Annotated in this window: 19 protein-coding genes, 3 pseudogenes and 1 CRISPR repeat array; of the genes and pseudogenes, 12 read left to right on the forward strand and 10 right to left on the reverse strand. The window is 69.3% G+C overall.

Going from position 1 to position 21,242, the window contains the following annotated elements:
• Window positions 1-282: 282 nt before the first annotated feature.
• A pseudogene (locus tag AMK22_RS02515) lies at window positions 283-830 on the reverse strand (hypothetical protein).
• A gap of 119 nt (window positions 831-949) precedes the next feature.
• Between AMK22_RS02515 and AMK22_RS02520 the strand changes: the two are divergent.
• A pseudogene (locus AMK22_RS02520) lies at window positions 950-1,270 on the forward strand (helix-turn-helix domain-containing protein); the annotation flags it as partial.
• A gap of 272 nt (window positions 1,271-1,542) precedes the next feature.
• Here AMK22_RS02520 and AMK22_RS42220 read toward each other — a convergent pair.
• Both AMK22_RS42220 and AMK22_RS02530 read right to left on the reverse strand, forming a co-directional pair.
• A pseudogene (locus AMK22_RS42220) lies at window positions 1,543-1,702 on the reverse strand (transposase); the annotation flags it as partial.
• A 507-nt stretch (window positions 1,703-2,209) separates the two neighbouring features.
• Window positions 2,210-2,956, reverse strand: a complete 747-nt coding sequence (locus AMK22_RS02530) for an RDD family protein (RefSeq protein WP_073781559.1) — start codon at window positions 2,954-2,956, stop codon at window positions 2,210-2,212.
• 229 nt (window positions 2,957-3,185) lie between these two features.
• Here AMK22_RS02530 and AMK22_RS02535 point away from each other — a divergent pair, with 229 nt between their 5' ends.
• From AMK22_RS02535 to AMK22_RS02545, 3 genes are all read left to right on the forward strand, one after another.
• A complete protein-coding gene (locus tag AMK22_RS02535; protein ID WP_073781560.1) occupies window positions 3,186-4,049 on the forward strand; it encodes a bifunctional methylenetetrahydrofolate dehydrogenase/methenyltetrahydrofolate cyclohydrolase in 864 nt (287 codons plus the stop codon).
• Between the two features lie 30 nt (window positions 4,050-4,079).
• Window positions 4,080-4,748 (forward strand): DUF3017 domain-containing protein, encoded by a 669-nt coding sequence (locus AMK22_RS02540; protein ID WP_073781561.1) that lies wholly within the window; start codon window positions 4,080-4,082, stop codon window positions 4,746-4,748.
• 654 nt (window positions 4,749-5,402) lie between these two features.
• Complete coding sequence (locus AMK22_RS02545) at window positions 5,403-6,392, forward strand: malate dehydrogenase (protein WP_073781562.1); 990 nt, start codon at window positions 5,403-5,405, stop codon at window positions 6,390-6,392.
• A gap of 161 nt (window positions 6,393-6,553) precedes the next feature.
• Here AMK22_RS02545 and AMK22_RS02550 read toward each other — a convergent pair whose 3' ends face one another.
• Complete coding sequence (locus AMK22_RS02550) at window positions 6,554-7,288, reverse strand: isocitrate lyase/PEP mutase family protein (protein WP_073781563.1); 735 nt, start codon at window positions 7,286-7,288, stop codon at window positions 6,554-6,556.
• A 535-nt stretch (window positions 7,289-7,823) separates the two neighbouring features.
• Complete coding sequence (locus tag AMK22_RS02555) at window positions 7,824-8,336, reverse strand: carboxymuconolactone decarboxylase family protein (RefSeq protein ID WP_073781564.1); 513 nt, start codon at window positions 8,334-8,336, stop codon at window positions 7,824-7,826.
• 46 nt (window positions 8,337-8,382) lie between these two features.
• Between AMK22_RS02555 and pdxR the strand changes: the two genes are divergently transcribed.
• Window positions 8,383-9,786: a MocR-like pyridoxine biosynthesis transcription factor PdxR gene (pdxR, locus tag AMK22_RS02560; protein WP_073781565.1), complete on the forward strand. Its 1,404-nt coding sequence runs from the start codon at window positions 8,383-8,385 to the stop codon at window positions 9,784-9,786.
• A 93-nt stretch (window positions 9,787-9,879) separates the two neighbouring features.
• Here the strand turns inward: pdxR and AMK22_RS02565 are convergent, their stop codons facing one another.
• From AMK22_RS02565 to AMK22_RS02580, 4 genes are all read right to left on the reverse strand, one after another.
• Window positions 9,880-10,512, reverse strand: a complete 633-nt coding sequence (locus tag AMK22_RS02565; RefSeq protein WP_073781566.1) for a hypothetical protein — start codon at window positions 10,510-10,512, stop codon at window positions 9,880-9,882.
• 107 nt (window positions 10,513-10,619) lie between these two features.
• Complete coding sequence (locus tag AMK22_RS02570; RefSeq protein WP_073781567.1) at window positions 10,620-11,093, reverse strand: hypothetical protein; 474 nt, start codon at window positions 11,091-11,093, stop codon at window positions 10,620-10,622.
• A gap of 59 nt (window positions 11,094-11,152) precedes the next feature.
• Window positions 11,153-11,758: a hypothetical protein gene (locus AMK22_RS02575; RefSeq protein ID WP_073781568.1), complete on the reverse strand. Its 606-nt coding sequence runs from the start codon at window positions 11,756-11,758 to the stop codon at window positions 11,153-11,155.
• A gap of 356 nt (window positions 11,759-12,114) precedes the next feature.
• Window positions 12,115-12,402 (reverse strand): hypothetical protein, encoded by a 288-nt coding sequence (locus tag AMK22_RS02580; RefSeq protein ID WP_073781569.1) that lies wholly within the window; start codon window positions 12,400-12,402, stop codon window positions 12,115-12,117.
• A gap of 105 nt (window positions 12,403-12,507) precedes the next feature.
• On the opposite strand from AMK22_RS02580, the gene AMK22_RS02585 reads away from it, so the two are divergent.
• From AMK22_RS02585 to AMK22_RS02605, 5 genes are all read left to right on the forward strand, one after another.
• On the forward strand, window positions 12,508-13,347 hold the full coding sequence (locus tag AMK22_RS02585; protein ID WP_073781570.1) for a helix-turn-helix domain-containing protein: 840 nt from the start codon (window positions 12,508-12,510) through the stop codon (window positions 13,345-13,347).
• Window positions 13,344-13,553: a DUF397 domain-containing protein gene (locus tag AMK22_RS02590; protein ID WP_073781571.1), complete on the forward strand. Its 210-nt coding sequence runs from the start codon at window positions 13,344-13,346 to the stop codon at window positions 13,551-13,553. Before AMK22_RS02585 ends, AMK22_RS02590 begins: the two co-directional genes overlap by 4 nt.
• A 151-nt stretch (window positions 13,554-13,704) precedes the next feature.
• Window positions 13,705-13,914: a DUF397 domain-containing protein gene (locus AMK22_RS02595; protein WP_073781572.1), complete on the forward strand. Its 210-nt coding sequence runs from the start codon at window positions 13,705-13,707 to the stop codon at window positions 13,912-13,914.
• 496 nt (window positions 13,915-14,410) lie between these two features.
• Window positions 14,411-15,659: a CRISPR direct-repeat array (repeat unit 29 nt; unit sequence GGGACCACCCCCGCGTGCGCGGGGACCAT).
• Window positions 15,660-16,128: 469 nt separating this feature from the next.
• Window positions 16,129-16,428 carry a hypothetical protein gene (locus AMK22_RS02600; RefSeq protein WP_073781573.1) on the forward strand — a complete coding sequence of 100 codons (300 nt, stop codon included), beginning with the start codon at window positions 16,129-16,131 and terminating at the stop codon, window positions 16,426-16,428.
• Between the two features lie 6 nt (window positions 16,429-16,434).
• Window positions 16,435-17,631, forward strand: a complete 1,197-nt coding sequence (locus tag AMK22_RS02605) for a glutathionylspermidine synthase family protein (protein WP_073781574.1) — start codon at window positions 16,435-16,437, stop codon at window positions 17,629-17,631.
• Window positions 17,632-17,798: 167 nt separating this feature from the next.
• Here AMK22_RS02605 and rocD read toward each other — a convergent pair whose 3' ends face one another.
• Complete coding sequence (gene rocD / locus AMK22_RS02610; protein WP_073781575.1) at window positions 17,799-19,004, reverse strand: ornithine--oxo-acid transaminase; 1,206 nt, start codon at window positions 19,002-19,004, stop codon at window positions 17,799-17,801.
• Window positions 19,005-19,444: 440 nt separating this feature from the next.
• Here rocD and trpS point away from each other — a divergent pair, with 440 nt between their 5' ends.
• Together trpS and AMK22_RS02620 are read left to right on the forward strand one after the other, a co-directional pair.
• A complete protein-coding gene (gene trpS / locus AMK22_RS02615; RefSeq protein ID WP_073781576.1) occupies window positions 19,445-20,458 on the forward strand; it encodes a tryptophan--tRNA ligase in 1,014 nt (337 codons plus the stop codon).
• A 129-nt stretch (window positions 20,459-20,587) separates the two neighbouring features.
• On the forward strand, window positions 20,588-21,178 hold the full coding sequence (locus AMK22_RS02620; RefSeq protein ID WP_073781577.1) for a 2'-5' RNA ligase family protein: 591 nt from the start codon (window positions 20,588-20,590) through the stop codon (window positions 21,176-21,178).
• Window positions 21,179-21,242 lie beyond the last annotated feature (64 nt).

The following is a 21,242-nucleotide window of genomic DNA, read 5'->3' on the forward strand; positions in this document are numbered from 1 at the left end:
ACCGGATCACGAGACACTAGGGGTGGGGGCGGTCTATTGCTTCTGAATCGTAGAGGGTTCTTTTTGTGTGGCGTCGATGAAAGAAAGTGTAAATTTCTGTGGCGATTTTAAATCAGTCATGGGTGCAGTTCCGCTCAGTGCTCCAGCAGCGGTTCGGGGTATGAGTTGAGTTTTCGGTAGTGGTGGCTGCGGGCGACGGCTTGATGGCGCCCCTTCTCTGAAGGGCCGTCCCGTAATGATCGCGCGAAACGCGATGTCACAGCGGTTGCAGAGCGTGTGACGTCATTTCAGGGTGGTCGCCCATGCTGTCAGCGCGGTGAATTCGTCACTGGCAAGTCCGCATCGGGGATCGACCCGGTGCAGTAGAGCGGGACCGTCGTGATGGTCCTTCACCCAGGTGCGATCCGTCTCCGTGATTTCATCGTCAATCCAGGCGAAGGTCCGACCATTTGCCCACGTGGCCATCTCTGGCGTCTTCCAGAACAAACCGCCTGGGGTGCAGGCCGCGGCGAGGACCAAGGGATGAAGGGCAGCTCGGGCAATCACAGGACCGGTGTGACGAAAGCGTTGGCTTCTTTCTCCCACGTCGTCGCCCACACCAGGTCGAAGGGAAGCGCGTCCAATGCCGGGCCGTGATTCGGGTTGAGCCACACCCGCAGCGGCTTCACCGCCTTGTTCGGCAGCCCCCGCTCGGTCAGTCGGCGCCTTTCGGCGGCCTTCCAGCGAGGTGTCAGCAGCCGGTGCGTCTCATAGCCCTTGCGCCGTCGGTGCGGCTTCGCGGCATACGGATCCAGCGGCCCGTCGACATCCACCAACAGTGCTGGTCGCACCGGCTCACCCCCTGATCCTGCCTTGCAGGGTACCGGCCGGCGATGAGACCGCCCAGCGAAATTCCGGCAGGCAGAGATCTCCGTAGGTCTGGGCTCAGCGGCGATGGAAGGAGTCTGATGTGACAGCCGTGACCACAACGTCGGAGCCCTCCTGGGTAGCCCCGTTCGCTGGGCTGAGTACCTGTCAGTTCAGCAGGCTGGCCAGCGCACTGCGGCGCGAGGGTGCGGATCCGGGGCACAGGGGCCGGCCGTGGAGCCTGTCGCTGGAGGACTGCGTGCTTCTGGTCGCCGCGTGCTGGCAGACGAACCTACCCCTGGGGCGGTTGGCGCCGCTGTTCGGGGTCTCCAGGTCGGCCGCCGACCGCATCATCAATCATCTCGGGCCGACGCTCGCCCTCCAGCAGCGCAAGCGATTCCGAATGGACACCGGGGTGATCGTCCGTGACTGCCACCTCAAGGGCGATGGCGTGTACCACGCCATGCTCGACATTGCCCGCCTGCACAACCTCGCCCTCGCTGAGTGAAACGGGAACAAGCTGGTCAGTCACCACTTCGTGGACAGGAGTCTTCCCGCCGACTCGGCAGCGTTCTTCGAGGAGTTGATCAATGCGCCGGATCCCGGAGGAGGCTTGACCTGTTGAGGTTCGGAGATCGCGAACCCTCGAGCGTCGGGGATCTTCGCTGCCCGGCACCGCTACCGGGTTGGCCTTCAGGATTTCGGCAGATACAGTTCCCGGTCCACCAGGGCCCCGGCACGACCCGGTGGCGCAGGCGGTGGAGACCCCGATCTGACAGTTGTGGATCTTTCTCAAGATCCTGGTGCACTGCCGGTCCGCCCCGGTCGAAGCGACGCCCCTCTTGATGAACCCGGTGCATTTCTGCGGCTTCCCTGGTTCACGGGAATCGGTACGACGCCACGCAGGCGACTTCTCTTCTGGACGCGATCCCTTGTAGACGTGGCTTGTACGGATGCCCGCGCAACGCCCCGAGCGGCTCTTCGCCGACCGGGGCTACGACCACGATCAGTACTGCTACCTGCTCCGGGCGGCGAGGCGTCAAGCCGCTCACGGCCCGGCATGTGGCGCTTGCGGTTCCGGATGCGGGTGCCCTCGCTGCGTGGTCGAGGGGACGTTCGCCCGGCTGCACCAGTTCAAGCGCCTACGGGTCCACTACAGACCGCGGCCGTCCCCCAGCAGCGGGGGCTGCTTTGAACGCGCTTGTTCGATCAACTGCAACGACTCCGGAAGCCATTCTGAAGCGATCGGAAAGCCCCTCCTTCGCCGAGTCGTCTCATCCGCAGGGCCGGAACGCTCGTGGAGTTCCGGCCCTGCGGATGAGCGGGCATGCTGGGCATGCCCACAGAACGTCGGTTCCCGGCGTCAGCTCTTCTTGACCACCAGCGTGCCGGCGGCACGGTCGTGCCAGCCCTGCAGCTTGCCGGAGTTGTCGAAGAACGGCGACAGGTAGACGAGGACGGCGCCGATGTAGCAGAGGAACGCGCCGACGATCGGGATGATGTAGCGGATGAAACCGGCACCGAGGCCCGGGTTCTGACCGGTGCTCTCCTTGACGACCTTCAGGCCGAGCGCCATCTTGCCCAGGGTCGCGCCGACCAGAGAGATCATCAGCCACTCGTAGAGCAGCGTGACCAGGACGAGTATGGCCAGCATGCTGAACATGGTGGCGATGAAGCCGGTGCCCACGTCGTTGACGCAGGACTGGTATCCGGGATCCAGGGAGCTGCCACAGTCCTCGGTGCTCTTCGCGAGGCCCAGGGCACCGGCCACGCCGATCGCGCTGATGATGCCGTACAGCACGCCGATGGCCAGACCGTCGATCAGACGCGCGCCGAGACGCAGACCCATGGTGCCGATCTGGACCGTGCCCAGGTTCGGCACGTTGATGTAGCCGTTGTTGGCCTGGAGCGTGCCCGGGGCCGGGGGCTGCTGCGGGTAGCCGTAACCGGGCTGACCCTGCGGCGGCTGACCGGGCTGCTGCGGGTAGCCGTAACCGGGCTGACCCTGCTGGGGCGCGCCGCCCTGCTGCGGGTAGCCGTATCCCGGCTGGTCCTGCGGCGGCTGACCGGGCTGCTGCCCGTACGGGTTGTTCGGGTCGCCGAAGCTCATCTGGGGAGTTCCTCCAACGTGCACATGGGGACGATGCGGCCGCACGGAGGAAAGAGAAGGTCTGTGGTCCGCCCCCCGGTACTACTGCGACACAGCGCTCATCATCGTTATAAACAGAATGTAAGTTTGTCCAGTCGAGATGGCTGGATGTTGCTCAAGCGAGACATGACGGCTGTTCCCGGTCATCCGGAATTGGTATACGGGCGGGGTCATCCGCGAGTATGGGGACATGAGCGCCCAGATTCTCGATGGCAAGGCCACCGCAGCCGCGATCAAGTCCGATCTCACCGTCCGCGTGGCGGCCCTCAAGGCACGGGGCGTCAACCCTGGCCTCGGAACACTGCTCGTCGGGGACGACCCGGGCAGCCGCTGGTACGTGAACGGCAAGCACCGCGACTGCGCCGAGGTCGGCATCGGCTCCATCCAGCGCGAACTTCCCGACACCGCCACCCAGGAGGAGATCGAGGACGTCGTCCGGGAGCTCAACGCCGACCCCGAGTGCACGGGGTACATCGTGCAGCTGCCCCTGCCCAAGGGAATCGACACCAACCGTGTCCTGGAGCTGATGGACCCCGCCAAGGACGCCGACGGTCTCCACCCGACGAACCTGGGCCGGCTCGTGCTGAACGAGACGGGCCCGCTGCCGTGCACCCCGCAGGGCGTCGTCCAGCTGCTCCGCCACCACGGCGTGGAGATCAACGGGGCGCACGTCGTGGTCGTGGGCCGGGGCGTCACGATCGGCCGTCCCATGCCGCTGCTGCTGACCCGCAGGTCCGAGAACGCCACCGTCACCCAGTGCCACACCGGTACGCGTGACCTCTCCAAGCACCTCAAGCACGCCGACATCATCGTCGCCGCCGCCGGGGTGCCCCACATCATCAAGCCCGAGGACGTGAAGCCGGGCGCGGCCGTGCTGGACGTCGGCGTCAGCCGGGACGAGAACGGCAAGATCATCGGGGACGTCCACCCGGGCGTGGCCGAGGTCGCCGCCTGGATCTCCCCGAACCCCGGCGGTGTCGGTCCGATGACCCGCGCCCAGCTGCTCGTCAACGTGGTCGAGGCGGCCGAGCGCGCCGCGTCCGCCGCCGCCTGACCCGGCGGACCCGAATCCGGAAGGAACCCCATGGGTGCTGGTAGGAGCCCGGCCCGCCCGGCCGTCGAGGTGGACGTCGCCACTGCGGACGCCGCCACGGCGGGCGAGGGCGCGCAGGGCCGGGCCGCGTCGAACGCGTCGAACGCGGACGCGGCCGGCGAGGCCACGGCGAGCGAGGTCGTTCCGGGCGGGGGTGCGCCCGGCGAGGCCACGTCGAACGACGCCGCTCCGGGTGAGGACGCGTCCGGAGCGGCAGCTTCGAACGAGGCTGCTTCCGGCGAGGGCGGTGACGCCGGTTCCGGTTCGTCGCGGCGGCCCCCCCTGTTCACCCGGGACACCGCGCGCCCCGAGGGCGGCGGCCGGGCCGCGCCCGGGGACGCGCCCGCACCGGCCCGGCAGTGGCCGCTGCTCGCGGTGCTCTGCGTGGCCGGCCTCGGGCTGCTGATCGTGGCCCTCGACCCGTTCACCGAGGCGTTCCGCGTCGGCACGATCCTGATCGGTGCCTCCCTCATAGGCGGAGCGGTGCTGCGGCTCGTGGTCCCGTCGGTCGGCATGCTGGCGGTCCGTTCCCGCTTCACCGACCTGGTGACGTACGGACTCCTCGGCTTCCTCATCGTGATGCTCGCGCTGGTGGCCCAGCCCAAGCCGTGGCTGGACATCCCGTTCCTGGAGGACGCGGTCCACTTCACGATCCGCTGATTCCCGCCCGCACGACAACGGCGCCGCCCCTGTGGGCGGCGCCGTTGTCGTGGCGCCCGTCCCTTCCCCCGAGGAGGGACGGACACCGGGATCGGGGGGCCACCGGAACTCGCGTTCCGTATTGTGGCGACTTGCGTGGCCTTGCCCCCGTCCTGACTTCAGCCTCGTGGACGGCGGAGGGCGGTTCAAGGGAACCCTGGGGCCTGTGGCACGGAAGTGACCATTCCGCCACGGTGTGATTGCCGCGCAACGGTGTCGGCCCCGTTCCGTACGGCTCCCCGTAGAACGACGGACGAGGCCGTACGACGTGTGCTCATACGCGTACGAGCGCACGTGCGAGTGCCCGTACACGGACCGAGCGCGTACGAGCGACACGGACCCGCACGCGTACGAGCGATACGGGTGCGTCGTGCGCACGGGTGGCCGGGAAACAGCCCCGAAAAGGCGGCGAAGGGGAAGGGAACGAAGAGGGAAGTGGACACGACCGGTTGAGCAGAGCGGGACGGCTCGCGCGTGGTGCCGCAGGGGGCCGGACGGCCAGGAGGTTCCGGGTCGGATAGCCTGGCCGCTGGATATCTCTTCACGTCAAGATTCAGGGATGTCCAGCTCCAGGGGCCAGGAACCCCCACCGCCAGCTGTCTAACGGAGATCGCCATGACCCGCACTCCCGTGAATGTCACCGTGACCGGCGCAGCCGGCCAGATCGGCTACGCACTGCTCTTCCGCATCGCTTCCGGCCACCTGCTCGGCCCGGACGTGCCGGTCAACCTGCGCCTCCTGGAGATCCCGCAGGGCCTGAAGGCCGCCGAGGGCACCGCGATGGAGCTCGACGACTGCGCCTTCCCGCTGCTGCGCGGCATCGAGATCACCGACGACGCCAACAAGGCGTTCGACGGCGCCAACGTCGCCCTGCTGGTGGGCGCCCGCCCGCGTACGAAGGGCATGGAGCGCGGCGACCTGCTCTCCGCCAACGGCGGCATCTTCAAGCCGCAGGGCAAGGCGATCAACGATCACGCCGCGGACGACATCAAGGTCCTCGTCGTCGGCAACCCGGCCAACACCAACGCGCTCATCGCGCAGGCCGCCGCCCCGGACGTACCGGCCGAGCGCTTCACCGCGATGACCCGCCTCGACCACAACCGCGCGATCTCGCAGCTGGCCGCCAAGACCGGTGTCGCCGTCTCCGAGATCAAGAAGCTGACGATCTGGGGCAACCACTCGGCGACCCAGTACCCGGACATCTTCCACGCGGAGATCGCCGGCAAGAACGCCGCCGAGCTCGTCAACGACGAGGCGTGGCTGGCCGACACCTTCATCCCGACCGTCGCCAAGCGCGGCGCCGCGATCATCGAGGCCCGTGGCGCGTCCTCGGCCGCCTCCGCCGCCAACGCCGCCATCGACCACGTCCACACCTGGGTCAACGGCACCGCCGCCGGTGACTGGACCTCCATGGGTATTCCGTCGGACGGCTCCTACGGCGTGCCCGAGGGCCTTATCTCGTCCTTCCCCGTCACCACGAAGGACGGCAAGTACGAGATCGTCCAGGGCCTGGACATCAACGAGTTCTCCCGCACCCGCATCGACGCGTCGGTGCAGGAGCTCACCGAGGAGCGCGACGCGGTTCGCGAGCTCGGCCTCATCTGACCCGTTCCTTTTGGGACGTACGTCTTCACGCGCGTACACCACCGCCCCCGGCGACGACTGCGGATGCAGCGCCGCCGGGGGCGGTGGCGTACCCGCCCGCTGTCCGACCGGCCATGCGACCGGCCGTGCGACCGGTCGGACAGCGGATGGTCAGTGGGTGGTCAGCCCTTGAGCAGTTCGTCGGCGGTCTCGCGCAGGGAGGCCATGGCCAGGTGCTGCAGTCCGGGGCCGAACGTGATCCGGGTGGCGCCCAGCTCGCCCAGGCGGCGCGGCGGAGGCCCGTCGGGCAGGGCGACCGCGTTGAGCGGCCCCGGGACGGCGGCGGCCAGCCGGGGCAGGGCCTCGGGCGGCGCCATGATCGGGTAGACGCAGTCCGCGCCCGCCGCCACGTACGCCTTGGCGCGGCGGACCGTCTCCGCCTCCTGATCCGTGCCGTCGGGGACGCCGCGGACGTACGTGTCCACGCGGGCGTTGACGAAGAGCCGGTCACCGGCCGCCGCGCGCACCTCCGCAAGCCGGTCCGCCTGCCGCTGGACGTCGACGAGGACGCCGTCGACCGAGTCCTCCAGGTTGCAGCCGACGGCACCGGTCTCCAGAAGGCGTTCCACCAGCTCTGCGGCCGGCAGTCCGTACCCCGCCTCGATGTCCGCCGAGACGGGAACGGCCGACGGGACGGCGCGCACGATCCTGGTCACGGCCGCGAACATCTCGTCGGCGGGTGTCTCCCCGTCCTTGTGGCCGAGCGAGGCGGCGATACCGGCGCTGGGCGTGGCGAGCGCGGGGAAACCCGCCTCGACGAGGACACGGGCGCTCGCCGCGTCCCAGGGACCCGGGAGGATCAACGGGTCATCGGGTGCGCGGTCGAGGTGGAGGGCTCGAAGGACTGACGCGGTCATCGTGGACTCCCGGGAGAAGAGGGCCATGTGCGGGGCGGGTGCGCGGAGTGTGAGCGGGGGCGTGCGGCGCGATCGGAGCCTGCGGGCGGGCCCGGAGGCGTATGGGGATGCGCCGGGCCTTTGCGGCGGCATGCTAGGTGAGCGGGCACGCGGGGCACGGGGGACGCGCAGGGCGTAAGAGGCGCGCAATCCGCGCAGAGGTATGCGGAGGTGCGCGGGGCACGAAAGGCGCGCGGCCAGCGGAGTGAGCCGTGAGACCTGCGGTTCATGACCCATGGCCTGCGCTCCCATGTCCCGTGACACCAGTACCTCCGGGTCCCGTGACACCAGCACCTCCGGGTCCCGTGACACCAGCACCTCCGGGTCCCGTGACACCAGCACCTCCGGGTCCCGCGAGACCTGCGCCCCCGCGTCCCGCGAGAGGCCCCGCGAGAGGTGAGATGCGCCCGCAGAGGTCCGTACGGCGGAGGCCGCGTACAGACGTGACCCGTGCGACGGGAGCGCACGGACCCGGTGCGGCACCGGCCGGTACCCGTCAGTGCTTGTTGTCGCCCGGCTGGTAGTGACCCGGGACCATGCGGGTGGTCACGGCGAACCGGTTCCAGGCGTTGATGGTCGTGATCGCGGCGACGAGATGGGCGAGCTCGGTCTCGTCGAAGTGCTTGGCGGCGTTCTCCCACACCTCGTCCGGCACGAACCCGTCGGTCAGCACGGTCATCGCCTCGGTCAGCTCGATGGCCGCGATCTCCTTGGGCGTGTAGAAGTGCCGCGCCTCCTCCCACGCGCTGAGCTGGACGATCCGCTGGACGGACTCGCCCGCGGCCAGGGCGTCCTTGGAGTGCATGTCGAGGCAGAAGGCGCAGTGGTTGATCTGGGAGGCGCGGATCTTCACCAGTTCGCCCACGACGGGGTCGAGACCCCCGCGGGACGCCCTGTCGAGCCGGACCATGGCCTTGTAGACATCGGGCGCCAGCTCGGCCCAGGCCGTACGGGGGGTGTGCTCGGGGTTGAGCTCGGAGGTGGTGGGGGCGTTCTCGTTCGTTGTCATGGGGACGACGCTACGGGAAGGTGGCGCAGCGATATGGTCCATTTCCATGAATGATTCCTGGGCCACTTTCGGAGCCGACCTCCACCTGGAGACGAAGGGTTCGACCGGACTGCGGGCGGGGCTCATGGACGCCCTGCGCGAGGCCGTGCGCACGGGGCGGCTGACCCCCGGCACCCGGTTGCCGTCCTCCCGCATCCTCGCCGCCGACCTCGGTATCGCCCGGAACACCGTCGCCGACGCGTACGCGGAGCTGGTCGCGGAAGGATGGCTCACCGCCCGGCAGGGATCGGGCACCCGGGTGGCGCGGCGGGCCGAGCCCCGCCGGACGGCCACGCGGGCGGTGCCGCCCCGTCCGGTGGGCTCCCGGCCCGCCCGCAACCTGATGCCCGGTTCGCCGGACGTCTCCTCCTTCCCGCGCGCCGAGTGGCTCAAGGCGTCCCGGCGCGCCCTGACCGCCGCCCCCAACGAGGCCTTCGGCTACGGGGATCCGCGCGGGCGCGTGGAACTGCGCACCGCGCTCGCCGGCTATCTGGCCCGCGCCCGCGGCGTGTACGCGGACCCGGAACGGATCGTGATCTGCGCCGGCTTCGTACACGCCCTGAAACTGATGGGTACGGTGCTGCGCAGGCGCCGGGTGCGCGAGGTGGCCGTCGAGTCGTACGGACTGGATGTGCACTGGCGACTGCTCGCGGACGCCGGACTGCGCCTGCCCAGCCTGTCGGTCGACGGATCAGGGGCCAGGACCGGCGATCTCGCCGGAATGCGCGGGGTGGGGGCCGTGCTGCTGACACCGGCCCACCAGTTCCCGACGGGCGCACCGCTCCACCCCGACCGGCGGGCCGCCGCGGTCGACTGGGCGCGTCGCACGGGCGGGCTGATCCTAGAGGACGACTACGACGGCGAGTTCCGTTACGACAGGCAGCCGGTCGGTGCCCTGCAAGGGCTGGATCCGGAACATGTCGTGTACCTGGGCACGACGAGCAAGTCCCTGGCACCCGGGCTGCGGCTGGGGTGGATGGTGCTGCCGGAACGTCTGATGGGGGAGGTGGTCGAGGCGAAGGGAAACAGCGACTGGTCGTCGAGCGCGCTGGAGCAGCTGACGCTCGCGGAGTTCATCGAGTCGGGCGCGTACGACCGCCACGTACGCGCGATGCGTCTGCACTATCGCCACCGCCGTGACCAGCTCGTCGCCGTCCTGGCGGAACGGGCCCCCGACGTCCGGGTCAGCGGCATCGCCGCCGGTCTGCACGCCGTGCTCGAACTTCCGGAGGGCGGCGAGGCGTCGGCGCTGCGCGCGGCGGCGTGGCAGGGGCTCGCGCTGGAGGCGTTCTCACGCTTCCGGCACCCCGAGGCCGCGCCGGGCCGTGACGCCCTGGTCATCGGCTACGGGACACCGACCGAAAGTGCCTGGGCGGGCGCGCTGGACGCGCTGGTCCGCGTTCTCGCGTGAGGCGTGACCGGGGGCGCGGGGCCGTAAGAACATGACCAGGAGCACGCCTGTTCCGGAAATGCCGGTATGAGGAACGGGGCAGGTGCGGCGCCCCTACGGACCGGGGCTCGCGGGCGGCGGCGTCACGGCCGGCTCGATGGTCGACCGGACGTAGATCCGAGTGGTACCAGGCCTGAACTCGTGCGCGAACAGGTCGACGCAACGCCGAAGGTGCACGCCTTCGGGAGAGTTGAGGCCGTCGGGGCACAGGCTGGCCCGCCGCAGTCCCCGCACGAGCGTCTCGGGTTCTGCCAGCCCGAGATGGGAGAAGGCCGCGGCGGGCCGGTAATCCTTCTGCTTCGGACGGAAGTTTCCGGTCATCCTGGTGCCCTCCGGGAGAAGTCGGCCCGTGTACGCCTCCGCCTCCTTGCTGGGCAGGACGAAGGACAGCAGTCCCGTGTCATGGCGCTCGCCCACTTTGTAGCCCGCACGCCGGTCCGATGCCGCTTCCGGAATACGGACACCCATCTGCCCGCTCATCCAGGCCGGGGTGGCTCCCGCCTCCCAGCAGCAGTTCATCTCCCGGTCCAGCAGGTCCGACTCCACGTCGTCGACGACCCAAGCAAACACGCCGATCAACGCGGCGGCGCCGACGGCGCAGGCGGCGAACGCCAACGCAACGACGATCAGCCGTCGTCGACGATGCCCGGGCCGCTCGGCGGCGGAAATCTTGCTGGAATTGCTCACCGGTTGAATCTCTATCGTGCTTCCTGCTGCTCGCGGCCGGGGTCTGTGCGGCCCCTCACGCGCGAACGCACCCCGCCCCTGCGAAGCAAGTGTGGCGGTGTTCGAGTTCACGACTGCTCAGTGCTGCCCTCGTCATGACGGACCGTACCGTCCATGCCGAATGTGTCCTCGTGTGTGTGGGGGATCTCTCCGAGGACCTGGCTCACCAGGAGGTCGCGGAGGGGGTCGGTGATGTGCCAGGAGTGTGGGGTGGGGTGGTGGTCGTACAGCGTGCACGGGCTTCGGGGGCCGGTGGTGAGGTGGTGCAGGGTGGCGGGGCACTGGGGTAGTTCGACGAGGTGGTGCGTGTGGCGTCGGCCGGTGCCGGTCCAGAGGAGCCACAGGTCGTGTGTGGCTGGTGGGTGGACTGCCCAGAGGCGTGCGGCGTGCTGGGTGTGTTGTGCGTCGTGTTCGCCGAGTTCGCACAGTGCGTGGCCGTCCATGCCGGTGTCGGGTGGGTTGTCGGGTCCGTCGGGCATGGTGGTGAGGGCGACGAGAGCTTGTATTTCGGGAATGTTGGTGAGGGCGGTGCATTGCAGCATGTCGGTTCTCCTCCGTGGTGGTGCTGGGGGGCGGGGCGGTACGGGGTCTGCCTGGGCGGCTACGGGAGTGCGACGACGGTGACGTCGTGCAGTTCGCGGTGGAGGCGGGAGGCGAGCATGCCGGGGAGGCGGGGTTCGGCGTAGGGGGCGAGGACGTCGTTGTCGGAGGTGTGCCATCCGGTGTCGGTGAGTTGGTAGAGGGTGCCGGAGACCCCGTGGAGGCGGGGTTTGCGTACGCGCAGTACGGCGTGCTCGGTCCGGCGCAGGAAGGGGCATTGGTGGAGGGAGATGTGGGCGTGTTCGGTGCACAGGGGTGGCATGGAGGTGATGGAGCGTTCGGGCCAGGTCGGGGGTGAGTCGGGGCGGTGCCAGTCGAGGAACAGCCATCCTTGTTTGTTCCGGTCGGCGGGGGTGCCGCAGATCTGGCAGAGCATGTTTTCCATGCAGGTGCGTTGGCGGTGGACGTGCATGCGGTTGTACTGCACGCGTCCGGTGGTGGAGTGGTCCATGCGTACCCACAGGTTGCCGTGGTGGTCGCGGTCTTCCGGTCGTGGGTGGCGGTAGGCGAGCCGGGGCCCGCTCCGGGCGAACTCGATGGTCAACTCGGCTTCGCGTACGGGCTGTTCGGTGGTGCGCGAGGCGACGTACGGCGTCAGGAGGGGCATGAGGGCGCTTCCCTTTCCGGCAGGCGGGGCGAGGGCGATGGGGAGGGAGGAAGGGGGGCACGGGCTGTGCCGGTGACGTGAGGGGGGTACGCGGCCATCAGCGCACGAAGCGCGGGTGCGGGCGCAGGCGCGGTCGCGGTCGCGGGGGCAGACGTGGGCACGGGTGTGGGTGCGGGCCGTCACACGTATGGGGGAATCCGTGGGGTGCCCGGTTCCGGGTCCAGTCCGTTCGCGATCCGTGCGGCCTGGCCGTGGTGCCACCGGAGGGCGAGCCGAGGCGTCGTGGCGAGGGTTGCGCCGAGCCGGACGCTCGTGCGGCCGTCACCCGCGTGTGCTGCGGAGGGGGAACGGTCTTGTCACAGCAGCTCACCACGGCTGCGTCGGTTGGCGCGGGTGAGCTCGGCGCGCAGCCGCTGTATCGGGTCGGCCGGCCGCACGTCCTCCGGATCGACGGTCCACTCGACCCCACCGCCGACGGGGCGCAAGGACCACTTCCCGCACCACTCACCGCGGAACTCACCGACCCGGTCCTGTGATAGGTCCACCATGACCGTGCCGGGGGCTGGGGTCGGGATCGGGTTCGGGGCTGGAGTCGGGGTGTGCGGGGGTTCCTGTTGGTTCGAGGCGCCGTTCTTCGCGGACATGAACCACTCCTCTCCGTAGTGATTCCACTACCAAGGCGGCTCAGCGTGACCTACAGTCAGCGTCCCTTCAACTAGCTGGAATCGAAGGAAGAGAGGGATCCCAACGTGGTCAACCGCAAGGAGTTAAACCCCGAATCAAGCCCGGAGGCGGCCTATGGAGCGCGTGTGCGCAGGCTGCGCGAGGAGCGCGGCTGGAGCCAGGAGGATCTGGCCGGAAGAGCGGCATATTCCAGCCAGCATATTTCGGCAGTTGAAACTGCTCGGAAACCGCCAACCCTTCCCTTCTCCCGCAAGGCTGATCTCGTGTTCGGTACTACCGGTTCCGCTGCATCGTTCGAGCGCGAGTGGCGCGAGATGCGGCACGGCGTACTGCTGGAGGGCTTCCCGGAGTACGTCGGCTATGAGAGCCGGGCGGTGGAGATCAGGCTGTTTGAGATCGGGCTCATTCCTGGATTGCTCCAGACGCCGGAGTACGCACGGGCCTTGGTCGACGGTGATGTGTGGCGGGGGTCCATCACGCACGAACAGGCCGATGAGCGCGTCGCGTTCCTGGCGGGGCGGCAGGCGGCGCTGGCGGGACCCCGACCGCCCATGGTGCTGGTGGTGATGGACGAGAGCTGTCTCCACCACGCCGTCGGCGGGCCCGAGGTCATGACGGCCCAGCTTCAACGGCTGGTCGAGGTTGCATCCCTTCCTAACTGGATGCTTCAGGTGTCGCCCTTCGGGATAGGGGCACGTCGCTCGTTCAATCTGCCGCTGTACCTGCTGACGCTGTCGGACCGCACGGTCATGTCCTACGCCGAGTCCGCCCAGCAAGGCCGCCTGGAACGTGAAACCGCTTCGGTGGTACCGCTACTGACGGCATACCATCAACTACAAGCCGAGGCGTTGTCCCAGGCGGAATCCGTAGCGTTGATCAATCAGTTGCGAAAGGGCCTCCAGTGACGACCGAATCCCCCCGCTGGTTCAAGTCTTCGTACAGCTCGAACGGCGGCGCCTGCGTCGAGATCGCCGTCAATCTCGCCGCCTCGCGTGGCGTCGTCCCCGTGCGCGACTCGAAGGACCCGAGCGGTCCGGTGCTGAGCGCCTCTGCCAGTGCGTTTGCGTCCTTCGTTGCGGGTGTCAGGGCTGGAGAGTTCGGCGCGTTCTGACCGTCCGGGTCGCGTACCGGTTGAGGTTGCCCCATCGTGCATTGCATGGTGGGGCTTCTTAGGTCGCAGTGGACTTGGCTCTGCTACAGGCTGAAGCGCTGGCCCAGGCAGAGTCCGTGATCCTTATCAACCAGTTGCGAAAGGGCACTCCGTGACAACCGAATCCCCCCGCTGGTTCAAGTCTTCATACAGCGGCAACGGTGGCCAGTGCATCGAAGTCGCCGGCAACCTCGCCGTCTCACGCGGCGTCGTCCCCGTCCGTGACTCCAAGGTCCCGGGCGGTCCGGTGCTGAGCGCCTCTGCCAGTGCGTTTGCGTCCTTCGTTGCGGGTGTCAGGGCTGAAGAGTTCGGCGCGTTCTGACCGTCCGGCTGGCGTACCGCTTGAGGTTGCCCCATCGTGCGTCGCATGGTGGGGCTTCACCGTGCAAGAACACGCCATGGGGCGATGGGATTCAACCGTCGACGCGTACGTGGGAAGCGGCTACAGCGCGACACTGTCCTACTTGAGTAGGTGAAGGGGCATCCTCATGGGCGGAAGCGAGTTCTGGCTGTTCAGCAGCCGTGCATCAGGCCGGGACTCGGCTCTGTGGAGCTACAGTGCGGGCTGTCCGCTTCCCGGGCACGTTTCGGTGCCGCTTCCGGCGCGTTGGCGCATCGTGGTGGGCCGGTCGGTGCTCCTACTCCTGCCCCGCAGACGGGGCACGAGCCTGCACACTGACCCGGCTCGAAACGATGGTTGGTGCTGTCGCACATATCAGTTCCTCCGCGGTGGGGTGGTGCTGATAGGTGGTGCACTTGCGCCTCGCCCGCGTGCGCGGGGACCACCAGGTCGACGGGGGCGGCGTACAGCTCCGCGTGGGACCACCCCCGCGTGCGCGGGGACCATACTGTCGGCTTCGCCACGCTGCGTCCCATCGCGGGACCACCCCCGCGTGCGCGGGGACCATCCACCCCGATGACGGCGGCCGCGACGACCGTGGGGACCACCCCCGCGTGCGCGAGGACCATCTGCGTTGGCAGGCAGGTCTTGCTCTGCAACAGGGACCACCCCCGCGTGCGCGGGGACCATCCCCGTCCGGGTCTCGGCCGCGACCGAGGACCGGGACCACCCCCGCGTGCGCGGGGACCATGGGCCGCCGGTGGAACAGCGCGCGCAGAAGGTGGGACCACCCCCGCGTGCGCGGGGACCATGAAGCAGACGTCCACGAACGCACCACCGCGGCGGGACCACCCCCGCGTGCGCGGGGACCATAGGCTTGGCCTGTGCAGCGTGGCGGCATCTGGGGGACCACCCCCGCGTGCGCGGGGACCATTTCGTCTCTTCTCCCCATCGGTCCATGCCGATGGGACCACCCCCGCGTGCGCGGGGACCATTCTGCACGGCCCGTGCGAACGCGTTGATCTCGGGGACCACCCCCGCGTGCGCGGGGACCATCGCGCTGAGGCGGCGGCCGTGGCCGAGCAGCAGGGACCACCCCCGCGTGCGCGGGGACCATAACTTCCACCCCATGGGTGATCACTCCCCTCCGGGACCACCCCCGCGTGCGCGGGGACCATCCACAGCAGTGAAGAAGCCCAACCGCCTCGTGACCACCACCCCCGCGTGCGCGGGGACCATCCGCCGTCACCATGGCCGTGATCGCAGCGATGGGGACCACCCCCGCGTGCGCGGGGACCATGGGAAGCAGGCGGCGCCCGTCGCCGCGCGCCCGGGACCACCCCCGCGTGCGCGGGGACCATGGACGAAAAGCGTTTCTATAAGCACGCTGACGGGGACCACCCCCGCGTGCGCGGGGACCATGAATACACAGGGCAGGGCGGTGCTCGCGGTGACGGACCACCCCCGCGTGCGCGGGGACCATTCCTTGACGAGCGTGCGGGGAAAGTAGGTGTCGGGACCACCCCCGCGTGCGCGGGGACCATCACCCGCGACAGCCCCGATGGTCGAAGGCCGGGGGACCACCCCCGCGTGCGCGGGGACCATGACCTGCGTCGCGAAGACCTCCCCGGTGACCGGGGACCACCCCCGCGTGCGCGGGGACCATCACGTCCTGGTCATCGAGCGAGGCTGGGACCCGGGACCACCCCCGCGTGCGCGGGGACCATCCCTGATCCCCGAGTCAAAGTGTCCTTTTCGGTGTGCCGGAGTGGTCGCGTACCGCCGCTGCGCACATCTCCGGCTTCGTGAAACGCTGTGGCTTGGAGACTACTCGGCGACGGTTCCTCTCCGGCGGAGCTTGTCGGCGCGTAGTCGCTGTCTGATAGTGCGTCGGCTCAAGCGGTCCGCCCTCCCATCCCCTCTCCCGCTGCGTGTCTTCCTCGGCCAATGGCTTTGAGGCGAACGGTAATTGAAGTTACCCGCGCACTTGCTCGCGGTGTACGCCCGAGGCGGCCCGACGGGGCCTTCTCGCCCTGGAAAGAGCCTCTCGTCCTCTCGTCATCCCCGCAGTGCCGCCCGGCGCGTGAGTGGTGTCCGGTGCGGGCCTCGTGCCCCCACTTCCCGGCGCGATCCGCCGCGTTCTAATCTGACAAACGGCCGTACTGGCTGGATTCATGCGACGGGGGAGACGGAAACATGACCATACGCAAGTTGAGGTCGAGCACCGTGGTGCTCGGCGGGATGGGGATGCTCGCCGCGGTGATCACCTCCTGCGGTTCGGAGCCGGACAAGCGGTGTGTCGACCCGCTGAGCCACAAGGAACTGCCCAGCTACAAGTGCAAGAGCGGCAGTGGAAGCGGCAGCAGCAGTGGGAGCGGCGGCGGTTCGTACTACTACGGCGGCAAGAGCAGGGACGGCAGGGTGGAAGGCGGCAGTTTCGACAAGGCGGCCGTCGAACGGGGCGGCTTCGGCTGTTCTGGCACCGGAGGCGGCTGAACCGGTATGGAACGTCGCACCACGCAGCCGCGTCCCGGCTGGCAGGAGACGGTCGAGAGCCAGGGCATCGTCTACCCGCTGACCCGTTACCCCGACGGGTCGCTGCGGCCGTATTGGGACGAGAGTGCCTACTACGTCTTCTCGCTGCCCGAGGTCGAGGCGCTGGAGGAGGTCGTCGAGGAGCTGCACACGATGTGCCTGGCCGCCGCCGCGCACATCGTGGAGCGGGACAGGTTCGCCGAACTCGGCATCACCGACCGCAGGTTGGCGGCTCTGATCAGGGAGTCCTGGCGGCGTCGCGATGAACTTCCGTCCATCTACGGCAGGTTCGATCTGCGCTACGACGGGACCGGGCCGGCGAAGATGCTGGAGTACAACGCGGACACCCCCACCTCGCTGGTGGAGGCCGCGAGCGCCCAGTGGTTCTGGATGGAGGACCGCTTCCCGGACGCCGACCAGTGGAACTCGCTGCACGAACGCCTCGTCGAGGCATGGCGTCGGCAGGCCCCGCTGCTGCCGTCCGGACCGGTGCACTTCGCGCACTCCGAGGGCGACGAGATCGGCGAGGACCTGATGACGGTCGCCTATCTCCGGGAGACCGCCGAACAGGCCGGCCTCGACACGGAGGCGCTCTCCGTGGAACAGATCGGCTGGGACCGGCTGACAGGCCGGTTCGTGGACGAACGTCTGGGGTTCATCCGCAGTTGCTTCAAGCTGTACCCGTGGGAGTGGCTGGCGACCGACAAGTTCGGGCCGCACGTCCTGGACACCCTCGACAACGGCGGCGGCACCGGTTCCACCTGCTGGATCGAGCCCGCCTGGAAGATGCTCCTCTCCAACAAGGCGCTGATGGCGATCCTCTGGGAGCTCTATCCGGGCCACCCGAACCTGCTCGCCTCCTACCTCGACGGCCCACGCGAACTGGCCGGGCACGGTACGCATGCCGGGGCCGGTTACGTCGCCAAACCGCTGCTGGGCCGGGAAGGCGCCGGGGTCACGATCCACGAGCCGGGGAGCCCCGAAGTGCTGCGCGACGAACCGTGCTGCTACCAGGAGTTGGCGCCCCTGCCGGACTTCGACGGCAACCGGGTCGTGCTCGGGGCGTGGGTCGTCGAGGGCGAGGCGGCCGGTCTCGGCATCCGGGAGTCGGAGGGGCTGGTGACGGACGAGTACGCCCGATTCCTTCCCCACGTCATCCTGTGAGACCTTCCCGCCCCCCACGTCATCCTGTGAACGGGTCCCGGGGTTCCGGCGTTCTGAACGGGTGCCGGGGTCCTGAACGGGTGCCGGGTGCCGGATGCGGGGTGCCGGGGCCGTTCGACGGTCCCGGCACCCTCGGGATCTCCCGGGGTGCGTCGGGAGTCGTCGGCTCAGTCGCGCAGTACGCCGCGGATCCGTTCCAGGCCCCAGTCCAGGTCCTCCTTGCTGATCACCAGCGGCGGGGCGATCCGGATCGTCGAGCCATGGGTGTCCTTGACCAGCACGCCCCGGTCCATCAGCTTCTCGGAGATCTCCCGGCCGGTGCCGTGGCGCGGGGCGATGTCGACGCCCGCCCACAGGCCGCGCCCTCGTACCTCCTCCACCGCGCCGCCGCCCACCAGCAGGTTCAGCTCCTGGTGGAGGTGTTCGCCGAGTTCGGCCGCCCGCTGCTGGTACTCGCCGGTGCGGAGCATCGCGATGACCTCCAGGGCGACCGCGCAGGCGAGCGGATTGCCGCCGAACGTCGAGCCGTGCTCACCCGGCCGGTACACACCGAGCACGTCCCGCGAGGAGACCACCGCCGACACCGGGACCACGCCACCGCCCAACGCCTTGCCGAGCACGTACATGTCCGGCACGACCCCCTCGTGCTCGCACGCGAAGGTCTTCCCGGTGCGGCCCAGGCCCGACTGGATCTCGTCCGCGATGAACAGGACGTTCCGCTCCCGGGTCAGTTCGCGCACCCGGGGGAGGTAGCCGGGCGGCGGCACCAGCACCCCGGCCTCGCCCTGGATCGGCTCCAGCAGCACCGCCACCGTGTTCTCGGTCATCGCCTCCGCGAGCGCGGTCAGGTCCCCGTACGGAACGATCTCGAACCCCGGTGTGTACGGGCCGAAGTCCTCCCGGGCCTCCGGGTCCGTGGAGAAGCTGATGATCGTCGTCGTACGGCCGTGGAAGTTGTTCGAGGCCACGATGATCTTGGCCATGCCGTCCGGGACGCCCTTCACCCGGTAGCCCCACTTGCGGGCGGTCTTCACCGCGGTCTCCACGGCCTCCGCCCCGGTGTTCATCGGCAGGACCATCTCCATGCCGCACAGTTCGGCGAGCTGCGTACAGAAGTCGGCGAACCGGTCGTGGTAGAAGGCGCGCGAGGTGAGGGTCACCCGCTCCAGCTGGGCCCTGGCCGCGTCGAGCAGGCGCCGGTTGCCGTGGCCGAAGTTGAGCGCCGAGTACCCGGCGAGCATGTCGAGATAGCGCCGGCCCTCGACATCGGTCATCCAGGCGCCGTCCGCCGAGGCGACGACGACGGGCAGCGGGTGGTAGTTGTGCGCGCTGTGCGCCTCGGCGGAGGCGATGGCGTTGTCCGTGGTCGACACGGGATCTCCGATCGTCGTGCGGCATGGGCGGAGGGTGGTGCCCACTTTGTATCGTCGGTCACAACCGGGGCGAGGAAACCTGCGATCCACGGCGCGCCCGCCCGGTCTCCGCGACGTCGCTGTCCGTGTCCCTGCGGCGCGCCCGCCCGAACCTCCTGTCACATCGCTGTTCGTGCCCTCGCCGCATGCCTGCCCGGCCCCGCGACATCGCAGTCCACACCCCCGCGCCGTGCCCGCCCGGCCCCCGCGCCGTGCCCGCCCGGCCGCCGCGGCGTCCCTGCCCGTGCCGCGCACCGCGCCCGCCCGGCGCCCCTGCCGTACGCCCGCCGTACCGCCCGGCGCCGCCCGCCGTACCGACCGCCCCGGTCCCGTGCCGTCCGCGCCGCACGGCTGCGCCACCGGCTGCCGGAGCTGCGTGCGGCACCTGAGACAATGGGGCCATGGCCTCTGAACGTCCCCGCGTGCTCTCCGGAATCCAGCCCACCGCAGGCTCGTTCCACCTCGGCAACTACCTCGGCGCGGTGCGCCAGTGGGTGGCGCTGCAGGACTCCCACGACGCCTTCTACATGGTGGTGGACCTGCACGCGATCACCGTCCCGCAGGATCCCGCGCAGCTGCGCGGGAACACCCGGCTCGCCGTCGCCCAGCTCCTCGCCGCCGGTCTCGATCCCGAGCGCTGCACGCTCTTCGTTCAGAGCCACGTGCCCGAGCACGCCCAGCTCGGCTGGGTCATGAACTGCCTCACGGGCTTCGGCGAGGCGTCCCGCATGACGCAGTTCAAGGACAAGTCCGCCAAGCAGGGCGCCGACCGCACCACCGTCGGCCTCTTCACGTACCCGATGCTGATGGTCGCCGACATCCTGCTGTACCAGGCCGACCAGGTCCCGGTCGGCGAGGACCAGCGCCAGCACCTGGAGCTGACCCGCGATCTCGCCGAGCGGTTCAACGGCACCTACGGCGACACGTTCACCGTGCCGGACCCGTACATCCTCAAGGAGACGGCGAAGATCTACGACCTCCAGGACCCGTCGTCGAAGATGAGCAAGTCGGCGGCCACCCCGAAGGGTCTGATCAACCTCCTCGACGAGCCGAAGGCCACCGCCAAGAAGGTCAAGAGCGCCGTCACCGACACCGACACCGTCATCCGCTTCGACCGGGCCGAGAAGCCCGGCGTCAGCAACCTGCTGACCATCTACTCCACGCTCACCGGCACCGGTGTCGCGGATCTGGAGCAGAAGTACGAGGGCAAGGGCTACGGTGCGCTCAAGACCGACCTCGCCGAGGTCGTGGTCGACTTCGTCACACCGTTCCGCACCCGCACCCAGGAATACCTGGACGACCCGGAGACGCTGGACTCGATCCTGGCCAAGGGTGCCGAGAAGGCCCGTGCCGTGGCGGCCGAGACCCTGGCCCGGACGTACGACCGGATGGGCTTTCTGCCCGCCAAGCACTGAGTCCAAGGACCCTGGCGGTTTTGTCGCCCCAGGCGTCACACTGGCGATGGGAAATCCACCGGGCGGATGGCCGGAAAAGGGCTGTTCACCATTGAGGACCACCGACCTTCGAGGATTGAGGAGAACGACGTGGGGACCGTAACGCTCGGCGTTTCGATCGCGGTCCCGGAGCCCTACGGCAGTCTGCTCCAGGAGCGGCGCGCGAGCTTCGGGGATCCTGCCGCGTACGGCATTCCCACCCATGTCACCCTCCTTCCGCCGACCGAGGCCGCCGCGGCCGACCTGCCCGCGATCGAGGCGCATCTCGCCCGGATCGCGACGGCCGGCCGCCCCTTCCCGATGCGGCTGTCCGGGACGGGCACCTTCCGGCCGCTCTCGCCGGTCGTCTTCGTGCAGGTCGTCGAGGGCGCCTCGGCCTGCTCGTGGCTCCAGAAGCGGGTCAGGGACGCCTCCGGGCCGCTGGTGCGCGAGCTCCAGTTCCCGTACCACCCGCACGTGACCGTGGCGCACGACATCCCCGAGCAGGCGATGGACCGGGCGTACGAGGAGCTGGCCGACTACGAGGCCGCCTGGACCTGCGGTTCCTTCGCGCTGTACGAGCAGGGCCCGGACCGCGTGTGGCGCAAGATCAACGAGTTCCCGTTCGACGGCGGGGGTGGCACGCCCGCCGTGCCCGCGCAGGGCGGCTCCTCCGTGGACGAGCCCTCCCTGCGGTCCTGACCCGTCCCGCGTGCGCGTCCGTCCCGGTCCCGCCGGGGCGGACGCGCACGCTATCGGACCGGGG

Source organism: Streptomyces sp. CB01580 (assembly GCF_001905795.1).
Classification (GTDB): Bacteria; Actinomycetota; Actinomycetes; order Streptomycetales; family Streptomycetaceae; genus Streptomyces.

Coding starts and splice junctions, on each gene's coding strand:
- AMK22_RS02600 (WP_073781573.1), top strand. CDS start 16,129: ATGACCATACGCAAGTTGAGGTCGAGCACCGTGGTGCTCGGCGGGATG.
- AMK22_RS02550 (WP_073781563.1), bottom strand. CDS start 7,288: ATGACCGCGTCAGTCCTTCGAGCCCTCCACCTCGACCGCGCACCCGAT.
- AMK22_RS02570 (WP_073781567.1), bottom strand. CDS start 11,093: ATGCTGCAATGCACCGCCCTCACCAACATTCCCGAAATACAAGCTCTC.
- trpS (WP_073781576.1), top strand. CDS start 19,445: ATGGCCTCTGAACGTCCCCGCGTGCTCTCCGGAATCCAGCCCACCGCA.
- AMK22_RS02535 (WP_073781560.1), top strand. CDS start 3,186: ATGAGCGCCCAGATTCTCGATGGCAAGGCCACCGCAGCCGCGATCAAG.
- AMK22_RS02540 (WP_073781561.1), top strand. CDS start 4,080: ATGGGTGCTGGTAGGAGCCCGGCCCGCCCGGCCGTCGAGGTGGACGTC.
- AMK22_RS02555 (WP_073781564.1), bottom strand. CDS start 8,336: ATGACAACGAACGAGAACGCCCCCACCACCTCCGAGCTCAACCCCGAG.
- pdxR (WP_073781565.1), top strand. CDS start 8,383: ATGAATGATTCCTGGGCCACTTTCGGAGCCGACCTCCACCTGGAGACG.
- AMK22_RS02580 (WP_073781569.1), bottom strand. CDS start 12,402: ATGTCCGCGAAGAACGGCGCCTCGAACCAACAGGAACCCCCGCACACC.
- AMK22_RS02530 (WP_073781559.1), bottom strand. CDS start 2,956: ATGAGCTTCGGCGACCCGAACAACCCGTACGGGCAGCAGCCCGGTCAG.
- AMK22_RS02605 (WP_073781574.1), top strand. CDS start 16,435: ATGGAACGTCGCACCACGCAGCCGCGTCCCGGCTGGCAGGAGACGGTC.
- AMK22_RS02575 (WP_073781568.1), bottom strand. CDS start 11,758: ATGCCCCTCCTGACGCCGTACGTCGCCTCGCGCACCACCGAACAGCCC.
- AMK22_RS02545 (WP_073781562.1), top strand. CDS start 5,403: ATGACCCGCACTCCCGTGAATGTCACCGTGACCGGCGCAGCCGGCCAG.